The following is a 17,355-nucleotide window of genomic DNA, read 5'->3' as shown; positions in this document are numbered from 1 at the left end:
GGGCTTTCATCGGGCGGGGGCGTTTTGGGGCGCGACCGTGAGCCAATGGGTTGCAACGTCTTTTTCACATCTTCTTCACCGCGTCCGAACGAGGTCGTCCCTATCTTGGCCCCAGCTGAAATCACGCTGATGACCAGTACAGGAGCGGCCCCGTGGCGCGCAGTTCAACCGATAATAAATATGCCGTCATCAACAGACCCTGGCTGTCCAGGTTTGCCATCGCAAGACCTTCGCTGACCAATCGGCACATTGCCCTGGCTCTCGCGGTCGTAGCCCTTGCGGCCATTGGCGTATGGTTTTTCACTGCCTTCAAGGCAACGCATGTGGTCGATCTGGGAGCCGCAGGTGCCCTGAAACAGTCAGGCCTGTATGCGCACTGGAAGCAGGGCGAGGTGGTGGTCATGATCCGGCATGCCGAGCGCTGCGATCGCTCGACCAATCCTTGCATGGCCGATGCACAGGGCATCACGCTCAAGGGGCGTGATGCCGCAGTGGCGGTGGGCACCGGCCTGAAAAGACTCGGGTTTGTCGACGCAAGGATGATCACCAGCCCCAAGCTTCGCACCCAGCAGACAGCCGATCTGATCTCGGGCCATGTCGTACGCGACGAAGCATGGCCCAACGACTGTAATGGCGGTTTCAAGAATGCTGTGCAGGCGCACAAGACCGTAGGTGAAAACCTGATCCTGGTCACGCACAGTGGGTGCATTGACCAGTTTGAGCGCAAGCTGGGTGTACCGTTCAATGAGCGCGCCAGCGCCTACGCTGAAGCGGTATTCGTTCAGGTGGACGGCACGCACACCCCGAAAATCCTTGGATCCCTCAATGCCAGGCAATGGGCAGACATCGACAGCGAGCAACTGAATTGAAGACATCCGCCAGATCCCGTTACACCTTCTATCGCAACAATCTCGGGATTCCGCTGCTGGCGGGTCTGCTCGTGTTCCTGATCTTTGACCTGACGCACCTTGATATCGCGCTGAGCAACCTGCTTTACGACCCGGTGGCAGGCAACTTCCCGGTCGGGCAGAGCCATCTGTTCGAAAAGATCACCCACAACTGGGCACGGATCATTCCCAACTGGACGGGTGAGCTGGCGATCATCGGGGCTTTGTTGTCGCTGGTGTGGCCTGCGCTGCAACTGCGTCCGCAAGCCCGCCTCACGCGCTGGGTCGGCCGTAGCCGAGTGGCAAAACCGTTGAAGTTCTTCAGCCGGCACCGGCTGGATTTTCTGTTCGTGATCGTCGCCTTTGCGGTGAGCACCGGCATGATCCATTTCCTCAAAAGTCATACCAGCGTGTATTGCCCGGTCGAGACCACGCTGTATGGCGGAGCCCAGGCTCATGTGGAATGGTTCCGCAACTTCAATCTGTGGCACGAAGCTGGCGCGGGGCGTTGCTGGCCGGGTGGTCATGCGTCGAGTGCCTTCAGCCTGTTTGCCTTGTACTTTGTGGCCCGTCGTTATCGCTGGCACCACGCCAGGCTCCTGCTGGGCGCAATTATGGTGCTGGGCATGATCTACGGCACGACGCGGGTACTGCAGGGCTGGCACTTCATGTCGCATACCTTCTGGGCTGCCATCGTGGTGTGGCTGAGCATGCTGCTGGTGGCGCTGTGTTTCTATGGCAGATCCCGATTGCAGCAACCGTTGTCGTACGCGCCTGATCGCCAGCCTTCCATGGCAGGCTCTGGCCTGGTCAGGTAGGGACGGGAACGCTGCCATGAATATTCTGGTCATTGAGGATCATCCTGACATCCATGACAACCTGCTGGAGTTTTTCGAGCTGAGAGGGCACGCAGTCGAGGGAGCGCTGGATGGGTTGAGCGGGCTGCATCTGGCGGCGTCGAAGCGTTTCGACGCGATCATTCTCGACATTATGTTGCCCGGCATCGACGGCAATCAGATCTGCCGCAGCCTGCGTGAATACTCGCAATCGGAGGTCGCCATCGTGATGCTCAGCGCTCGGGACGAACTGGAAGACCGCCTGCTCGGGTTCAAGGTCGGGGCGGACGACTACATCACCAAACCTTTTGCCATGTCCGAGGTGCTGGCCAGGATCGAGGCTGTGGTCGGTCGTCGTCAGCGCAAGGACAATCGGCTGATGGTGGTGGCCGATCTGGTGTTCGACCTGGACACCCTGGAAGTCTCTCGCGCCGGTCTGCCGTTGAAGCTCAACCCCACGAACATGAAGCTGCTGGAGCTGTTGATGCGCAAGAGCCCGCATATCGTCAAACGCGCCGAGCTGGAGCAGGTTTTGTGGGGGCGGGACGGGCAGAAGAGCGACAGCCTGCGCAGCAACATTCACACCCTCAGACGCGTGCTGGACAAGGATTTCAGCACGCCGCTGCTGCACACCGCCCACGGTCTGGGTTACAAGTTGTGCGAGCAGCGCAGTGTGGATGACGCAGAGGGCACGCCGCCGCTCAATCGAAACTGAACAGCCGCTGGATCAGTGTCGGGGTGCTGCCGGTCCAGCGCTTGAAGGCGCGACGAAAGTTCGCCGGATCGTTGAAATTGAGGTACTCGGCAACGGCTTCGTTGCTCATGCCCTTGATCTGGTAGAGGTACAGCGCAACGTGTTTGCGGGCCAGGTCGTGCCGTGCCTGAAAGCAGGTGCCGTGCTTGTGCAATTTGCGCTTGAGCGTCGCCGGGCTCATGGCGAAGGCCTGCGCAACATACTCAAGGCTGGTCGTTTCGCGCACGGTGTCCGTCAGGTGCTGGTGCAATCGATCCAGCAGGCTGGCGCACATCCCCAGTGCGTCGAGCTGCGCCGATGCCTCCTGCTGGGCGACCTGCGCTGCGATGGGGGATGCGCCGGGCCATGGGCGTGTCAAGTAATGCCTGGGCAGGCGCATCATGTCCAGCGGCCGGCCGAAGGCCGTATTTTCTCCCAGATGCACCCAGTACTGCTCGACATAGCGCGGCTCCTGATGGCTGAAGCTGCACTCCCACGGCAAGCGCTCGCCACTTAACTGCTGACTCATGGCAACGAGAGAGGTCATCGCCGCCTCCAGCACAAACACCTGCTGCTCGCCTGCGCCGCAGCTGTCCAGCCAGTACAGGTAGGCGAAATGCTCGTCCAGCTCCAGACGTGGCGTCAGCACGGGGCTGAGCAGGGCGCGTTGGCGAATCAGAATCTCCAGCGCCTGATGCAGGTTCTGCGCATGGCGCAGTGCATGACTGGCTGCGCCGTAGTGCCCCGGGAACAACCGCTGACCGAACAGGAAACTGGTGTCGTCGGCCTCCATCTGCCGCTGTGCGTTGCCGATCAGCACGAAATACTGTTGAGGGCTGAGACGTGTCTTGCCCGCCACGATGTCTTCGTAGAACAGACCGGTGCCTTTGAGCAGCCGATGGCTATCGAGTCCGCGCGACAGGGCCAGGTCGATCAGCGTGGCAGGCTGATAATGGCCTGGGATGAAACGGCTGTCGGCTTCGTACCAGTCGCTCTTGATGGTCACGGTGGGCCTCAGGCGGTACGCGTCATGGGGTGTCGGGCACGGGCCAGCGCCAGGTTGAGACGCCTGAGCAGGTTGTCCGGCGTTTCGTTGATGGCCATCACCACGGCGACACTGGCCGACAGATGCAGCCGCTCACCTTGCAGTCGGGTCTTGTGCGCGAGGCTGGCAACCGCCTGTTGCAGTTCCAGCGCAAGCAGCCTGGCCTGACTCTCGCCCGTATTGGGTAACAACACCACGAACCGATCACCCGCCAGGCGGCAGAGCAAATCCTGACGTCGCAGGTTCAAGACCAACAGGTGGCTGAGCGCCGACAGCACTTCATCACCCTCGGCGTGGCCGTAGGCGTTGTTGATGGCGCTGAAGTTATCGATGTCTACGGCGAGCAGTGACAGGGGCTGTTGTTCGGTGAGGCTGTCTTCCAGGCTCAGTACCAGCTGACGCTTCAGGTAATCCGCACTGCCCAGGGGAGTGAGTTTGTCGTACAAACGATGCTCGCGAAAGCCGCGTTCGCGCTTTTCCATCTGGGCGTTGATCGCCAGTTGTTCGCGATGCCAGTGATAGATGCCAATGGTCAGCAGGATCAGGCCAACCGGCATCGGGCCTGACTCCAGCCAGTGATCCCACTCGATCTCGCTGGGCAGGCGAATGAACTCGTCCAGTGCGTCGATCCACCACGAGAAAAATACACAGCTCAGGCCAATCGACAGGTAGTTCGTGACTCGACCTGCGGGCCGGCTCTTGAACACCAGAAACAGCCAGGCAAGGGACAACAGCGCCGAGCCGCCTTCACCGATGATGTCCAGCCACTTCCATTCGCTGAAATACTTGATGTCGCCGAAGGCCAGGAACGCCAGCAGGCCGAGATTGGAAGCGATCAGCAGGACAGCGAGTTTCCAGCGGTGCGGTTGGATGATCCTGAACATGGCTGGCGGTGCTCCTGAAGTGCTGACTGTCGGCCAGCAAAACAGATGCGCATGACACTTGCGTGACGGGTGACACCTGCGCAAAAAGGTCGAATCAGCTCATGCCCGTTGCGCAGTATTTTGTGCCGAGACAGCAGGCTGAAAGTCGTAAAGCCCTTGTTTTCAAGCCCTGCGGGCAGGGTTACGGTCCGCCAGTGAGTCCCGCCATGCATAGGGTGCGTTGTTTTTCGAGGTCAGATCAGCTCATTTGCCTCTGAGCTGCCCCCTTGAAACCCTTCTTTTCCAGGGGGCTGCGCCCACGTGTCACAGAAACGTCATTGCGCGACTCTAGCTTGCGCCTCCAGTTGCCGGGCCAATTTGCCTGGCTCGTCGGGATTTCTGGGGGAGTATTTACATGTACATGCGCCGCAGCAGGGCTCAACTGGTTGGCTTTACCTTCAGCGGGCTGGCATTGGCCGTCGCCGGTGAACGTGTGCAAGCCGCCGAAGTGGACGCCACCGAGCACGTTCAAGTGGTGGGGCAGGCGGCCAGTATCGACAACGCGCTCAAGGAACAGCGCAGCGCCGACAGCATCAAGAGCGTGGTGCATGCCGACGGCGTAGCGCAGTTGCCTGACCAGAACGTTGCCGAAGCCGTGCAGCGCCTGCCGGGCATCAGCGTCGAGCGGGATCAGGGCGAAGGGCGTTTCGTGACCGTGCGCGGCCTGGCGCCGGACCTCAACAGCGTGACCATCAATGGCACGCTGGTGCCCGCGCCGGAAAGCGGTCGACGTGCCGTGGCGCTGGATGTACTGCCGGCCGAACTGGTGCAGTCGCTGTCGGTCATCAAAACCCTCACCCCGGACATGGACGCCAACTCGCTGGGCGGCACGGTGGATGTCGAGAGCCTGTCGGCGTTCGATCACAAGGGCCTGTTCTATACAGGCAGCAGCGAAGCGAGTTATGACAAGAACACCCGCCAGACCAGCCCGAAGTTTTCCGGTGCGGCGAGTAATCGGTTCAGCCTCGGCGACGGCATCGACAACTTCGGTGTGGCGGCCGCGCTGAGCTGGCAGAAGCGCGATTTTGGTTCCGACAATGTGGAGACGGGTGGCGCCTGGGATGGGGCGCGTCTGCAGGAGTTCGAGCAACGCGACTACGATATCAGCCGCGAGCGCGCCGGTGGCGGCCTGAACTTCGATTACAAGCCCGACGACGTCAGCAACTATTACCTACGCACCCTGTACAGCCGTTTCAAGGACGATGAAGTCCGTACCACCAACGGTTTCGAGTTCGCCGACGCACAGGCCGCAGGCCAGACCGGCGACGCCGAAGGCACGCGCAAGCTCAAGGCGCGTACGGAAACCCAGGACATTCAGTCCTACGTGTTCGGTGGCGAGCGCATGCTCGGACTGTGGACCCTCAGTGGTCAGGCCGGTTACAGCGAGTCCAGTGAAGACAGTCCGGGCCACATCGCCGGGGCGACCTTTACCGGTAACGACGACTTCTCGAACAGCGGCTTTTACGACCGCGACAAACCAAGGCCGATTGTCAGCCCTGCGTTCTACGATGATTCGAACTTCACCCTGGACAAGGTCGATTGGGAGAAGCAGAACACCAAGGACACGGAGAAGAACCTGCGTCTGGACCTGGCCCGCGATTACGATGTGAAGGGCTACGCCTCGCAATTCAAGTTCGGTGGCAAGGTGAGCCGTCGCGACAAGACCAACGACCTGGAGGTCTGGAAGTATCAGGATTTCGGCGATCAGGGTCTCAGCGACGATCAACTGAGCCTGACGCAGTTTCAGAAAGGCACGATCGACTACCGGCTGGGCAACTTCGGCAGCGGCATCAGTCCCGGCGCGGTCAAGGGCCTGATTGGCGGCCTGAATGCGGCAGACGCCTATGATCAGTCTGAATCCCGTGCCAACGACTTCGACATCAGCGAAGACATCAACGCCGGTTACTTCATGAACACGCTGGATGTCGACAAGTGGCGCTTCATCGCCGGGCTGCGCTATGAAGGCACCGAGATGAACGCCAAAGGCACGGGTGTGCGCGACGGGCAGTTCGAAACCAGTGACACTAACCGCCGTTATCACCACTGGTTGCCGGGCCTGCATGCGCGCTATCAAGTGGACAAGAATACCCAGGTGCGCGCCGCGTGGACCAAGACTGTGGTGCGTCCGACCTTCGGGCAACTGGCGCCCGGTTTCGTGATCGATGACGACGAAGCTTCCTTCGGCAACCCACAGCTCAAACCGCTGGAATCCAGCAATCTGGACCTGGGTATCGAGCACTTCATGGGCCGTGCCGGTACGGTGTCGGCGTTCGTGTTCTACAAGGACATTCAGAACTTCGTCTACAACACTGACCTGGCCGGTACGGGCCAGTGGGCGAATTTCTCCGAAGCCAACACCTTCGCCAATGGCGACAAGGCCAAGCTCTACGGACTTGAGCTGGCGTATTCACAGAAGCTCGACTGGTTGCCTGCACCCTGGAACGGTTTGCTGCTGGGCGCAAACGCTACCCTGAGCCGCTCCGATGCCAGCATCAACGGTTTCGACCAGCGCACCGGCACCAACCGCAAGCGCGATATCGACTTGCCGAGCCAGTCGAAAACCGTTGGTAACGTCATGCTCGGCTGGGAGAACGACAAGCTCAGTCTGCGTCTGTCGGCCAACTACAAATCGTCCTACCTGTATGAGTTGGCTGCGATTGGCGACAAGGACCACGACCAGTACGTCGATGCGCAGACGTTCATCGACTTCAGCGCCCGCTACTCGCTGACCAAAAACCTCAAGGTCAGCTTCGAGGCGCAGAACCTCACGGATCAGCCGTACTTCGTGTACAGCGGCCATCGCGCCTACAACGGCCAGTACGAAGAGTACGGTCCGACTTACAAGGTTGGCCTGACCTTTACCCATTTCTGATCGATTCGGCCGCGCCGTTGTAGCTGCGCGGCCATGCGGGCTCATTCAAGGATTCGACCGTTGATGATGATTTCGGTGTTACCCAAAACCCTTTGCCTGACATTGCTCTCGGGCCTGATGGCCGTGGCCGCACAGGCCTCGCCACCGCTGGACCTGACCCTGACGCGCTGGGCCGAAAACGAGCCGTTCAAGGCGCAGTCGCTGGCCTTCTTGCCGGGCAGCGAAGGCACGCAACGCCTGGCTGCGAGTATCAAGAACGGCCTGTTGCTGCTTGATGAGCAAGGCCTGCAACGGGCGCAACTGCCCGGCTCCTTTCAAGGACTGGACAGCCGCGCCTCAGGCTCGCAGGTGCTGGTCGCGACGCTGGACAATGCTCGTCAGCAGGCGATGCTGACCCGACTGGATGCCGACAGGCGTGGTTGGTCGAAGCCCGTTTATTTGCCCGTCCGCGACTATTCCGTAGCCGGTCTGTGCCTGTACCGCGACGAAGCCCGCAACCTCTTTGTCTTTCTGATCGGCGAGGAGGGCAAGGGCGAGCAGTGGCTGGTGGGCGCAGGCGATCAGCTCAGTGACGCACCCCGTCTGGTGCGCAATCTGCCACTGCCGCCCAACGCCGAGTTCTGTCAGGTCGACGATGCGGCGCATCAGTTGTACGTCAACGAACAGAACCTCGGCTGGTGGACCTACCCGGCGCACCCCGAGGCGGATGTGGTGCGCCAGCCGGTCGCGTTGCGTGAGCCGTTCGGCGAGATCAAACAGGCTGCCGGAGCCATGGCCATCGTCCCCGGCGGCTTGCTGGCACTGGACCCCAAAGGCAAAGCCCTGCACCTCTATCAGCAGCAGGCACAGGGCTGGACACCGGTGGGCGAACTGTCACTGATGAACCTCAAGAAGCCCGAAGGGCTGTCGGTGAATCAGGGCAAGTCAGGGTTGCAACTGCTGGTCAATGACAACGACGGCGAGCGGCTCTATCAGGGCGCGCTGGGGTGGACGCCAACGCCGGTTGCCACACCGGCAGCGCTGCCCGTTGTACTGCCAACCGCGCAGACCCAGCCGGTCGCACGCCAGGGCGACGCTGCCGATGATCCGGCGATCTGGGTGCATCCGCAGAAACCGGCATTGAGCCGCGTGCTGGGCACCAATAAGAAACAGGGCCTGCTGGCGTATGACCTCAAGGGTAAACAGTTGCAGTCGCTGCCGGTGGGGCGCTTGAACAACGTTGATGTACGGCCCGGCTTCATGATGGGCAAGCGCAAGGTCGATCTGGCGGTGGCCAGCAACCGTGATCGCAACAGCCTGAGCCTGTTCAGCATCGACCGTTCGACGGGCGAGTTGCGCGAGGCGGGCGAGATCCCGACACCGCTGGCGGAAATCTATGGCGTCTGCCTGTTCAAGCCAGCCAGTGGCGAGCTGTATGCCTTCGCCAATGGCAAGGACGGCAGCTTTCTGCAATACCGCCTGAGCGCGCCGGACGGCAAGGCGCAGGGCGAGCTGGTGCGTCGCTTCAAGGTTGAAACCCAGCCGGAAGGCTGTGTGGCGGACGATCAGCGTCAACGCCTGTTTCTGGGCGAGGAAGACGTAGGCGTCTGGGAGGTGGACGCCCGTGCCGACCAGCCTGCAACGCTGTCCAGCGTCATCAAGGTCGGCGATGTGCTGCACGCAGACGTCGAGGGGCTGGCGTTTTATCAAAGCGAGCAGCACGACTATCTGGTGATTTCCAGCCAGGGCAATGACAGCTACGTGGTGGTCGATGCCGAGCCGCCGTATGCCCTGCGCGGCGCATTTCGGGTCGGACTCAATGCCCGGGCCGGTATCGACGGGACTTCTGAAACCGATGGCATTGAAGTGACTTCGACCCCTCTGGGCGGTGCCTGGAGCCGCGGCATGCTGGTGGTGCAGGACGGCCGCAAACGCATGCCTGAGCAGGCGCAGAACTTCAAATTCGTACCTTGGGCCGATGTGGTGAAAACCCTGTCGCTGCCGTAAGTCGTTTGTCATCGAACGGTGATAGACAGTCGATTCATCCCGCGTGCCGACCGCAACAGGCCGGCACTGCAAGACGAGGAAAACCCGATGCACGCCACCCTGGAACACATGACCCTGTGGAGCCTGATCAGCGATGCCAGTCTGCTGGTCAAGGCCGTGATGCTGACCTTGCTGCTGGCTTCGTTGCTCAGTTGGTACCTGATCATCCAGCGCAGCCTGGCGCTGCGTCATTACGAGCGCACGCTGGACCGTTTTCAGCAGCGCTTTCGCAGTGAAACCGACCTGGCGCCGTTGTATGCGGCACAGGAACAGGACGATGGCGTCGGGCAAGTGTTTCGCGCCGGTTATGCCGAGTACGTACAGCTTAAACAACGTGCCGATGCCGAGCCGGAAGCCGTGTTGTCAGGGGTCGAGCGTTCGTTGCAGGTGGCAATCAGCGAGCAGGAACTGCAACTGGAAAAGGGCCTGCAATTCCTCGCCACCGTCGGCTCGGTCAGCCCTTACATCGGCCTGTTCGGCACGGTCTGGGGCATCATGAACGCCTTCATCGGCCTTTCCCAAGTACAGCAGGCCACACTGTCTACGGTCGCGCCGGGCATCGCCGAGGCGTTGATCGCCACGGCCATCGGTCTGTTCGCGGCGATCCCTGCGGTCATTGCCTACAACCGTTTTGCCGCGCGTGGCCATACGCTGGCGGCCCGTTACTACAGCTTCGGCAACGAATTGCAGGTGCGCCTGAACCGCGTTCTGCAGGCCGCGCCACGGACCATGGCCGCTGCGGCCTGAGGATTTGCCATGCTGGTCAAACCGCAACGCAAACACGGCCCGAAAGCCGAAATGAACGTGGTGCCTTACATCGACGTGATGCTGGTGCTGCTGGTGATCTTCATGGTCACCGCGCCGATGCTGACCCAGGGCGTGAAGATCGAGTTGCCCAAGGTCGCCAGTGAAGCACTTGCCAGTGATGCCCAGCAACGCATCGTGACGTTGTCGGTCAAGGCGCAAGGCGGCTACTACTGGAACCTTGGCGACACCGTCGATACCCGCTCCCAGACCGACAACGCCGCCAGCCTTGAAGACATGCAGGGACGTATTGCGCAACTGGTGGCCGAGCGTCCGGATACCCAGGTGTTCATTCGAGCCGATGACAAAGCCGATTACGGGCGTGTCGTCGCTGCCATGTCGGCCTTGCAACGCAGCGGCGTCACGCAGTTGGGGCTGGTGACCGAGGCTCCGCAATGACGGCCATGACCTCAATGCCTTTTCACTGGACTGAGTCCCGGCCCGAGACCTTGAACGGGCCGAGGTGGCGCAGCCATGGGCTGGCGGTGGCGGTTGCATTGGCCCTGCACGGCGTCGTGCTGGCGGCATTGATGCAGGGCTGGGTTGTCGGGCAGAAACTGCCGGAGCCCGTGAAAACCCTGACCACGCAGTTGCTGATTTTGCCGCCTGCTCCGGCGCCTGTCGCGCCATTGCCTGAGCCGGTTGTTGCAAGGGTTGAGCCTGTTCAGGCAGCGGCGCCTGTTGCCGAGCCTGCACCGATTGCCAAGCCAGTCGTCAAGCCGGTCGAAGCGCCCGCGCCGCAGCCGGACACGCAGCGTCAGACGCGGCAGATCGAACAGGCTGCACTGGCACGCAAGCGGGTCGAGGAGCAAAAACGCGATAGCGAGCAGCGCCGCAATGAGCAGCAGAAGAGGGCGATCGAGCAGCAGAAACAGGTCGAACAGCAAACACAGCAGGACCAGCAGCGCCTCGCCGAGCAACAGCAACAGCAACAGCACCAGCAGGCGGAGCAGGCCAGGCAATCTGCCGAACGCGCTCGACAGTCACAACAGGCGGCGGCTGCCGACAGCAGTCAGTATCAGCCGCTGAGCAAGGAGGCTCCGGATTACCCTGAGCGTGCGCTGGACAAAGGCATCGAAGGCGACTGCACGGTGATCTACGACGTTTCGCCCCAGGGCCGCGTCGTCAACCCGCAGGTGCAAGGCGCTTGCCATCCACTGTTCATACGCCCGTCAGTGGCGGCTGCCGAGACGTTTCGCTATCAGCCACGCATCGTCGACGGCAAGCCGGTAACGGTGTCCGGGGTGAAGAACACGTTTCATTATCGGATCAAGTAAGAGAGCGGCGTAAATGTGGCAATACCGTTGACACCGCGTCGACTGCATCGCCGACAAGCCGCCTCCCACAGATATTCGTCCGCTGCCAGACAGCGCTATGGAAAAATTCCAGGCTACTGAATAAACGCGATTTTTTGTGGGAGGGGGCTTGCCCGCGATGAGGCGACGCGGTGTGTCAGGACAATCGCGTCGCCGACAAGCCGACTGCCGCCGTCCGGTGTTCGCAGCGAGACAGCGCAGGCTACAGATCTGATATCAGCACGAGCCCAAAATGTTTCGCCTGTTCACGAAACACTCCGGGCTTGCTCTGGATCAACTCACCTTGAAGCGCCTGACCAGCGCAATCAAGCGTGTATTGGACTCGGCCAGCGCCGCTGTACTGCGTTCATTGCTTGAACCGCCTTCGACCAGTTCTTCGACGATGTGCTTGACCGCGATGATGTTGCGGCTGATTTCTTCTGACACCGCGCTCTGCTCTTCGGCCGCGGTGGCGATCTGGGTGCTGAGGTCGTTGATGCGCAGGACCGAACTGGTCATGTCGTCCAGCCCGGCGGTCACAGCCGTGGTTTTGCCTGCGGTTGCCTGACAGCTCTGACGGGTTTTTTCCATCGCAGCGACGGCAGCGCTGACGCCTTGTTGCAGGCTGCTCAGCATCTCGTTGATTTCCGAGGTGCTGGCCTGGGTGCGGGCGGCGAGGGCGCGGACTTCGTCGGCCACCACTGCAAACCCGCGGCCCTGCTCGCCCGCGCGTGCAGCCTCGATAGCGGCGTTGAGCGCCAGCAGGTTGGTCTGTCCGGCGATTTCACCGATCACCGCCAGCACGGCGTTGATGCGCTTGGCGTCCTGTTCCATCGACTGCACTTTGCTGGTCGCCGAATCGACCTCGCTGATCAGTGCGTTCACGCTGTCCGACGCATCGGACACCACGGTTTTGGAGATTTGCGCGTTCTCGTTGGCGGACTGCGTGAAGCTGGCGGTCTGTGCAGCACTGCGCGCCACTTCGTCGGCCGTGGAGGACATCTCGGTAATCGCCGTGACCGCCTGATCGGTTTCGTTGGCATGGCGCACCAGAATTGCGTTGGTGGTGCCTGCCTGGCTGCGCAATTGCTCGATGCCGATGGCGATATCGCTGGTCGAGGTGCTGACGTCGAGCATCATGCGCTGCAGATAGGCGATAAAGCGGTTGACCGATTCGCCCACCTGATCGACTTCGTCATGGCCTTTGACGGCAATACGACGCGTGAGGTCAGCGTCACCGGCCGACAGGGTGTCGATATTGGCCTTGAGCACGGACAGGCGTTTCATCAGCGCGCCCAGCGCAACGATCATCAGCACCAGCAGCACCAGTACCATCGGAATCTGCAACCAGGCCAGGGTCTTGAGGACCGTCTCGCTCTGGGTCTTGAGCAGTGCAGTGTTTTGCGACACGGCCAGCAACCAGGGCGTGCCAGCAACCGGCATCAGGAACAGGGTCGATTCCTCGCCATCGCTGTTCTCGTAGGTCAGACGCGTGGTGCCGCCGCTTTTGAGTGCCAGCGCCGACTTGATACCGTTGATGAACGGCGACTGCCCCGCCAGTTCCGAAATGTTGCGCAGCACGATCTTGTCGTTGCTGCCCGGCACGTTGGAGAGGATTTTGCCATCGGCTTCGATGATCATGATCCGGCCGTTGACTTCACGCTCCTTGGCTTCGACCAACTGGTTGAAAAAGCCCAGGGTCACGTCGATGGTCGACACGCCCCAGGGTTTGCCATCCTTGGTGATTGCCATGGCGCAGTTGGTGCGTGGCTCGGGGCTGGCCGCGTCCTGATAGGCCGGGGCCCACGCGCATTGGCCAGCAGGCGAGCTCAGGCCGCCCTTGTGCCAGCCCTGCTCGAAATAGTTGAGCGACTCGGGCGAGTTCCAGTGCGTGTTGACGATCAGTTTGCCGGACGCATCGCGGTGATAGAACGTGCTGTGCTTGGCGCGACCGGGTGTGCGGGCGTTGGGCAATGGCCAGATACCACCGCCAAACACCTTGGCCTCACCGTATTGGTTGACCATGAAGGGCAGTAACCGGTCGATGTCGTCGCTCGACAGCTGTGGGACGATTTCGGTGATCACCCGTGCCTGTGCCTGGACGCGGGCCAGTTCGGTCTTGATCTCATTGCTGATGTCAGCTGCCTTGACGGTCAGCATGTTTTCATCGTTGGCCGTGAGCCTGGGCGTCACGAACTGATTGATGCCATACACGGTCAGGATGATGACCAGCGCCATGAATCCCACGAATGTAGCGGTGTAGCGTGCCTGAACGGTCTTGAGCGTGGCCATTATTGTTATACCTGCGCGTGAGAAGGGCTGTAATGCCGGGGTGTCGGCTTCGCGAGGTAGTTCTTGATAGGGTGAAAATGCCATATCCCGGTCTTGCGACGACTGGCGTGACAGGTTTGCGCGCAGGGCGCTGTGCATCGTGTCAGGACTGGCCGCCAGGGCGTCCCGTTTTTTTAGCATGCGCCGCGAAGACGGCGCATGCAGGTATCAAGGCCTCAGAAGATGTAGTCGGTGCTAAGGAAGCTGGATTCCCGGTTGCGAATGATGTCGCTGACCAACTGTTTGTTGCTTTCCTGGAATTTCGTCGCCACCAGGGTGCGGATCGAGAACACGCGCAAGGCATCGTGAACCGACAGCGTGCCTTCGGCCGAGTTCTTGCGACCGTTGAACGGGTATTTGTCCGGACCGCGCTGGCACTGGGCATTGAGGTTGATTCGGCCAACCTGGTTGGCGAATGCATCCACCAGCCGTCCGACCTGCGCCGGGTCGTTGCCGAAGATACTCAGCTGCTGGCCGAAGTCTGAATCCAGTACGTAATCAATCACGGTCTCCAGGTCACGGTAGGCGACCACAGGGACTACCGGACCGAATTGCTCTTCGTGATAGACACGCATCTGGGGTGTGACCGGGTACAGCAGCGCAGGGTAGAAAAAGGTCTCGCTGACCCGTGCGCCACTGTTGTTGATGATCTTCGCGCCTTTGCCCAGCGCATCGGCCACCAGACCTTGCAGGTAATCGGTCTTGCCGGGCTCGGGCAACGGCGTCAGCGAAACACCTGGCTCCCAAGGCATGCCGGGTTTGAGCTGGGCCAGCTTTTGCTGGAATTTTTCCAGAAACTGTTCAACCACATCTTCATGCACGAAGAAGATCTTCAGGGCCGTGCAGCGCTGTCCGTTGAAGGACAGGGAGCCTGTGACCGCTTCGCTGACCGCGTTGTCCAGGTCCACGTCGGGCAGGACGATGCCGGGGTTTTTGGCGTCCAGCCCCAGCGCCGCTCGCAGGCGGTGAGGGCGCGGATGGAGTTTTTTCAGGTCGCTGGCGGCCTTGTTGGTGCCGATGAATGCGAACACATCGATCATGCCGCTGGCCATCAGCGCGCTCACCGTGTCGCGACCGCTGCCGTAGATCACGTTGATGACTCCGGCCGGGAAGCTGTCCCGGAATGCCTCAAGCAGCGGGCGGATCAACAAAACGCCGAACTTGGCGGGCTTGAACACCACGGTATTGCCCATGATCAGCGCGGGAATGAGCGTGGTGAACGTCTCGTTCAGTGGATAGTTATAAGGCCCCATGCACAGCGTGACGCCCAACGGCACGCGCCGGATCTGCCCGAGGGTGTCCTGTTCCAGTTCGAAGCGACTGGAACTGCGGTCGAGTTCTTTCAGCGCCTCAATGGTGTCGACGATGTAATCGCAGGTGCGATCGAATTCCTTTTCCGAGTCCTTGAGGTTCTTGCCGATTTCCCACATCAGCAGATTGACCACTGCTGTACGCTGCTCACGCATGCGCTTCAGGAACGCCTCGACATGCTGAATGCGCTCGACAACGCGCATCGTCGGCCAGCGGCCCTGGCCTCTGTCCCAGGCGCTGACCGCTGCGTCCAGCGCCGTCATCGCAGTGGCTGCGTCCAGCAGGGGCGTGCTGCCCAGAATCACCGGCTCAAGGCCTGTGCTACTTCTTATGCACACCGGGCTGCGCACCGGTGCCAGCGGACCGTTCCAGGTCCTCAGTTCTCCGTCGACCAGATAATCACGCTGCTCGATGGGCGTGCCCGGGCGATAGAGCTCAGGAATGTCATCAATCGCAGGAAAGAGCGTTTCAAGATGGCTATTGAGCGGCATCTCTTTTACCTCGAATGGAGTTGTGTCAGATGAAGGCCAAACACACTACGCCACCTAGGGCGCAGGAATGAACCCGTGACTCGACGAGCGCGCGTTCTTTCATCGGACTTTTAGCAAAAAAATTCATGCGCTCGCTTGACTTCGTTTTGTGAATCAGTAACATAGCGCTCATTCCGCGATAGCTCAGTTGGTAGAGCAAGTGACTGTTAATCACTGGGTCCCTGGTTCGAGTCCAGGTCGTGGAGCCAGACAAGATTCCAGAGAAAGCAAGTCTTTGGAATCACTCAAGAAACCCGCCCAGATGGCGGGTTTTTTGTGTGTGCCTGGTTTTGGCGTCAGTGGGATGAGCGCGGTCCTGAAGAGGACGTCTACCGCAAAGAGTCTTTATACGGCACGCTCCGGTCTTTTTACCTCAGTCTGTTCAGAGGCGCGTAATGGCCCAAGCTGGCGCGACATTTACCCAAGGCCCCATCCCGCTTCATATCATGGTGACGGCCAGCACCAGTGCCTTGAGTCTGTTCGCGGTGTTTCTGGTCGACATTCTGACGCTGGTCTACGTTTCCATGCTGCACGACCCCGTGTTGCTGGCGGCCGTTGGCATTGCCAAGGTGATGATGTTCGTCAATATGTCTCTGGCGAGCGGTTTCATCATTGCGGCCACTGCGGTGTTGTCGGCGCGTATCGGTCATCGGGTGACCAAGTCGGTGGCGCGGCTCTGCGCCAGCTTGATGCTGATGATGCTCGTGCTGTCTGGACTGGCTGCGACGCTGCAGTTGGCCTTGATGATGCCGATGACCCATTGGCTTGGCGCTGACGCGGCGGTTTATGAGGCGGCGCGCGGGTTCCTCTGGCTGGCGCTGCCCGCAACGGTGTTGCAAGCGGTGATGCAGATGTCGGCGCAGATGCTCAGGGCCGTTGGCGATAACCGCCGTGCGCTGGGTGTGGTGCTCTCAGGTGCCGCGACGCTGGCGGTGGCTGATCCGCTGTTCATCTTCGGGCTCGGTCTGGGGCTGAAGGGGGCGGGGCTGGCGTTCGCGCTGTCCGGTTGTGTGTCTGCCTGCGTGGGCGTCTATTGGGTGCGCAAGCGGATCGGCATGATCTTTTCTCGTAGTCTGAAGCTGTTGCGCAATCACGCAGGCCGAACCTTCAGCCTGGCGCTGCCCGCCATGGCCGCCAATCTGGCGACGCCGGTGGGGCTGGCTTATCTGGTCGCTTCGTTGTCCGCATTCGGCACCTCGGCGCTGGCCGCGATGAGCGTGATGGATCGCGTGCTGCAATTCTCCTACTGTGCCTTTTTCGCATTGCCGGGCGCGCTGGCGCCGATACTGGGGCAGAATATCGGTGCGCAACGGGATGACCGCGTCTGCTTGACCATCCTCTTTACCCGCAGGCTGGTGGTCGGTTACGGGGTGGCAGTCTGGCTGGTGCTGCTATTGTGCAGCGGCGTCATCGCCGATCTCTACCAGCTGGAAGGCGAGGTGCGCAGGTTTTTTTTGAATTACTGCAGGTTGGGTGGCGCGCTCTGGGTGATCATCGGCCTGGACTTTGTGGCGATCGCGGTGTTCATGACCATGGACCGTTCATGGCTGGTGGCAGTCTTCGCCTGGCTGCGTGCAACAGTCGGTACGGTGCCGTTCGTGTACGTCGGGGCTCACTGGTTCGGCGGCAGCGGCGCGGTGCCAGGCATGTTTGCGGGTAACGCCGTGATCGCCCTGATTTCGATATTCACCGCATCAGTGACCGCAAAGCGGTTTTTCACCCGCAGGGCCCAGGCTGCAGGCGCTGGGAAACATTGAAGACAC

12 protein-coding genes, 1 tRNA gene and 2 pseudogenes are annotated in these 17,355 nt (G+C 60.9%); 10 read left to right on the top strand and 5 right to left on the bottom strand.

The genetic code is table 11. From position 1 onward, the window contains the following. The first annotated feature begins 152 nt into the window (after positions 1-152). The 3 genes from pmrG to BUB69_RS04750 are packed head-to-tail and all read left to right on the top strand — an operon-like array spanning position 153 to position 2,438. Positions 153-869: a lipopolysaccharide core heptose(II)-phosphate phosphatase PmrG gene (pmrG, locus tag BUB69_RS04760; RefSeq protein ID WP_073162880.1), complete on the top strand. Its 717-nt coding sequence runs from the start codon at positions 153-155 to the stop codon at positions 867-869. After that, positions 836-1,705: a phosphatase PAP2 family protein gene (locus BUB69_RS04755; RefSeq protein ID WP_084537047.1), complete on the top strand. Its 870-nt coding sequence runs from the start codon at positions 836-838 to the stop codon at positions 1,703-1,705. The genes pmrG and BUB69_RS04755 overlap by 34 nt, the downstream gene beginning before the upstream one ends. 16 nt (positions 1,706-1,721) lie before the next feature. Beyond that, entirely contained in the window at positions 1,722-2,438 is a 717-nt protein-coding gene (locus BUB69_RS04750) for a response regulator transcription factor (RefSeq protein WP_073162875.1), read from the top strand. Here BUB69_RS04750 and BUB69_RS04745 read toward each other — a convergent pair. Then, positions 2,425-3,462, bottom strand: coding sequence for an AraC family transcriptional regulator (locus BUB69_RS04745; protein WP_073162873.1), 1,038 nt, complete (start codon positions 3,460-3,462; stop codon positions 2,425-2,427). The two genes, BUB69_RS04750 and BUB69_RS04745, sit on opposite strands and share 14 nt — an antisense overlap. 8 nt (positions 3,463-3,470) lie before the next feature. Next, positions 3,471-4,385, bottom strand: a complete 915-nt coding sequence (locus BUB69_RS04740; protein WP_073162871.1) for a GGDEF domain-containing protein — start codon at positions 4,383-4,385, stop codon at positions 3,471-3,473. Positions 4,386-4,779: 394 nt separating this feature from the next. Here BUB69_RS04740 and BUB69_RS04735 point away from each other — a divergent pair, with 394 nt between their 5' ends. The 5 genes from BUB69_RS04735 to BUB69_RS04715 all read left to right on the top strand — a co-directional run bounded on the left by BUB69_RS04735 (position 4,780) and on the right by BUB69_RS04715 (position 11,402). Further along, complete coding sequence (locus BUB69_RS04735) at positions 4,780-7,296, top strand: TonB-dependent receptor (protein ID WP_073162868.1); 2,517 nt, start codon at positions 4,780-4,782, stop codon at positions 7,294-7,296. Between the two features lie 63 nt (positions 7,297-7,359). After that, on the top strand, positions 7,360-9,282 hold the full coding sequence (locus BUB69_RS04730) for a phytase (protein WP_073162866.1): 1,923 nt from the start codon (positions 7,360-7,362) through the stop codon (positions 9,280-9,282). Positions 9,283-9,369: 87 nt separating this feature from the next. Then, the gene (tolQ, locus tag BUB69_RS04725; RefSeq protein ID WP_073162863.1) at positions 9,370-10,068 is read left to right on the top strand and encodes a protein TolQ; all 699 of its coding nucleotides are present in this window, start codon (positions 9,370-9,372) and stop codon (positions 10,066-10,068) included. Positions 10,069-10,077: 9 nt separating this feature from the next. Next, positions 10,078-10,524: a protein TolR gene (gene tolR, locus BUB69_RS04720; protein WP_073162860.1), complete on the top strand. Its 447-nt coding sequence runs from the start codon at positions 10,078-10,080 to the stop codon at positions 10,522-10,524. Between the two features lie 5 nt (positions 10,525-10,529). After that, the gene (locus BUB69_RS04715; protein WP_084537054.1) at positions 10,530-11,402 is read left to right on the top strand and encodes an energy transducer TonB; all 873 of its coding nucleotides are present in this window, start codon (positions 10,530-10,532) and stop codon (positions 11,400-11,402) included. Positions 11,403-11,714: 312 nt separating this feature from the next. On the opposite strand, the pseudogene BUB69_RS29470 reads toward BUB69_RS04715, so the two are convergent. The 3 genes and pseudogenes from BUB69_RS29470 to BUB69_RS04705 all read right to left on the bottom strand — a co-directional run. Next, a pseudogene (locus tag BUB69_RS29470) lies at positions 11,715-12,260 on the bottom strand (methyl-accepting chemotaxis protein); the annotation flags it as partial. A 315-nt stretch (positions 12,261-12,575) separates the two neighbouring features. Then, positions 12,576-13,445, bottom strand: a pseudogene (locus tag BUB69_RS29465) (HAMP domain-containing protein); the annotation flags it as partial. Between the two features lie 482 nt (positions 13,446-13,927). After that, positions 13,928-15,553 carry an NADP-dependent glyceraldehyde-3-phosphate dehydrogenase gene (locus BUB69_RS04705; protein ID WP_073162856.1) on the bottom strand — a complete coding sequence of 542 codons (1,626 nt, stop codon included), beginning with the start codon at positions 15,551-15,553 and terminating at the stop codon, positions 13,928-13,930. A 172-nt stretch (positions 15,554-15,725) separates the two neighbouring features. Between BUB69_RS04705 and BUB69_RS04700 the strand changes: the two genes are divergently transcribed. Beyond that, positions 15,726-15,801 (top strand) — tRNA-Asn (locus BUB69_RS04700). Positions 15,802-15,987: 186 nt separating this feature from the next. Beyond that, the gene (locus BUB69_RS04695) at positions 15,988-17,349 is read left to right on the top strand and encodes an MATE family efflux transporter (protein ID WP_073162853.1); all 1,362 of its coding nucleotides are present in this window, start codon (positions 15,988-15,990) and stop codon (positions 17,347-17,349) included. Positions 17,350-17,355 lie beyond the last annotated feature (6 nt).

Origin of the sequence: Pseudomonas asturiensis, assembly GCF_900143095.1 — a bacterium.
GTDB lineage: Bacteria > Pseudomonadota > Gammaproteobacteria > Pseudomonadales > Pseudomonadaceae > Aquipseudomonas > Aquipseudomonas asturiensis.
This window is presented reverse-complemented; position numbering and strand designations above follow the sequence as displayed.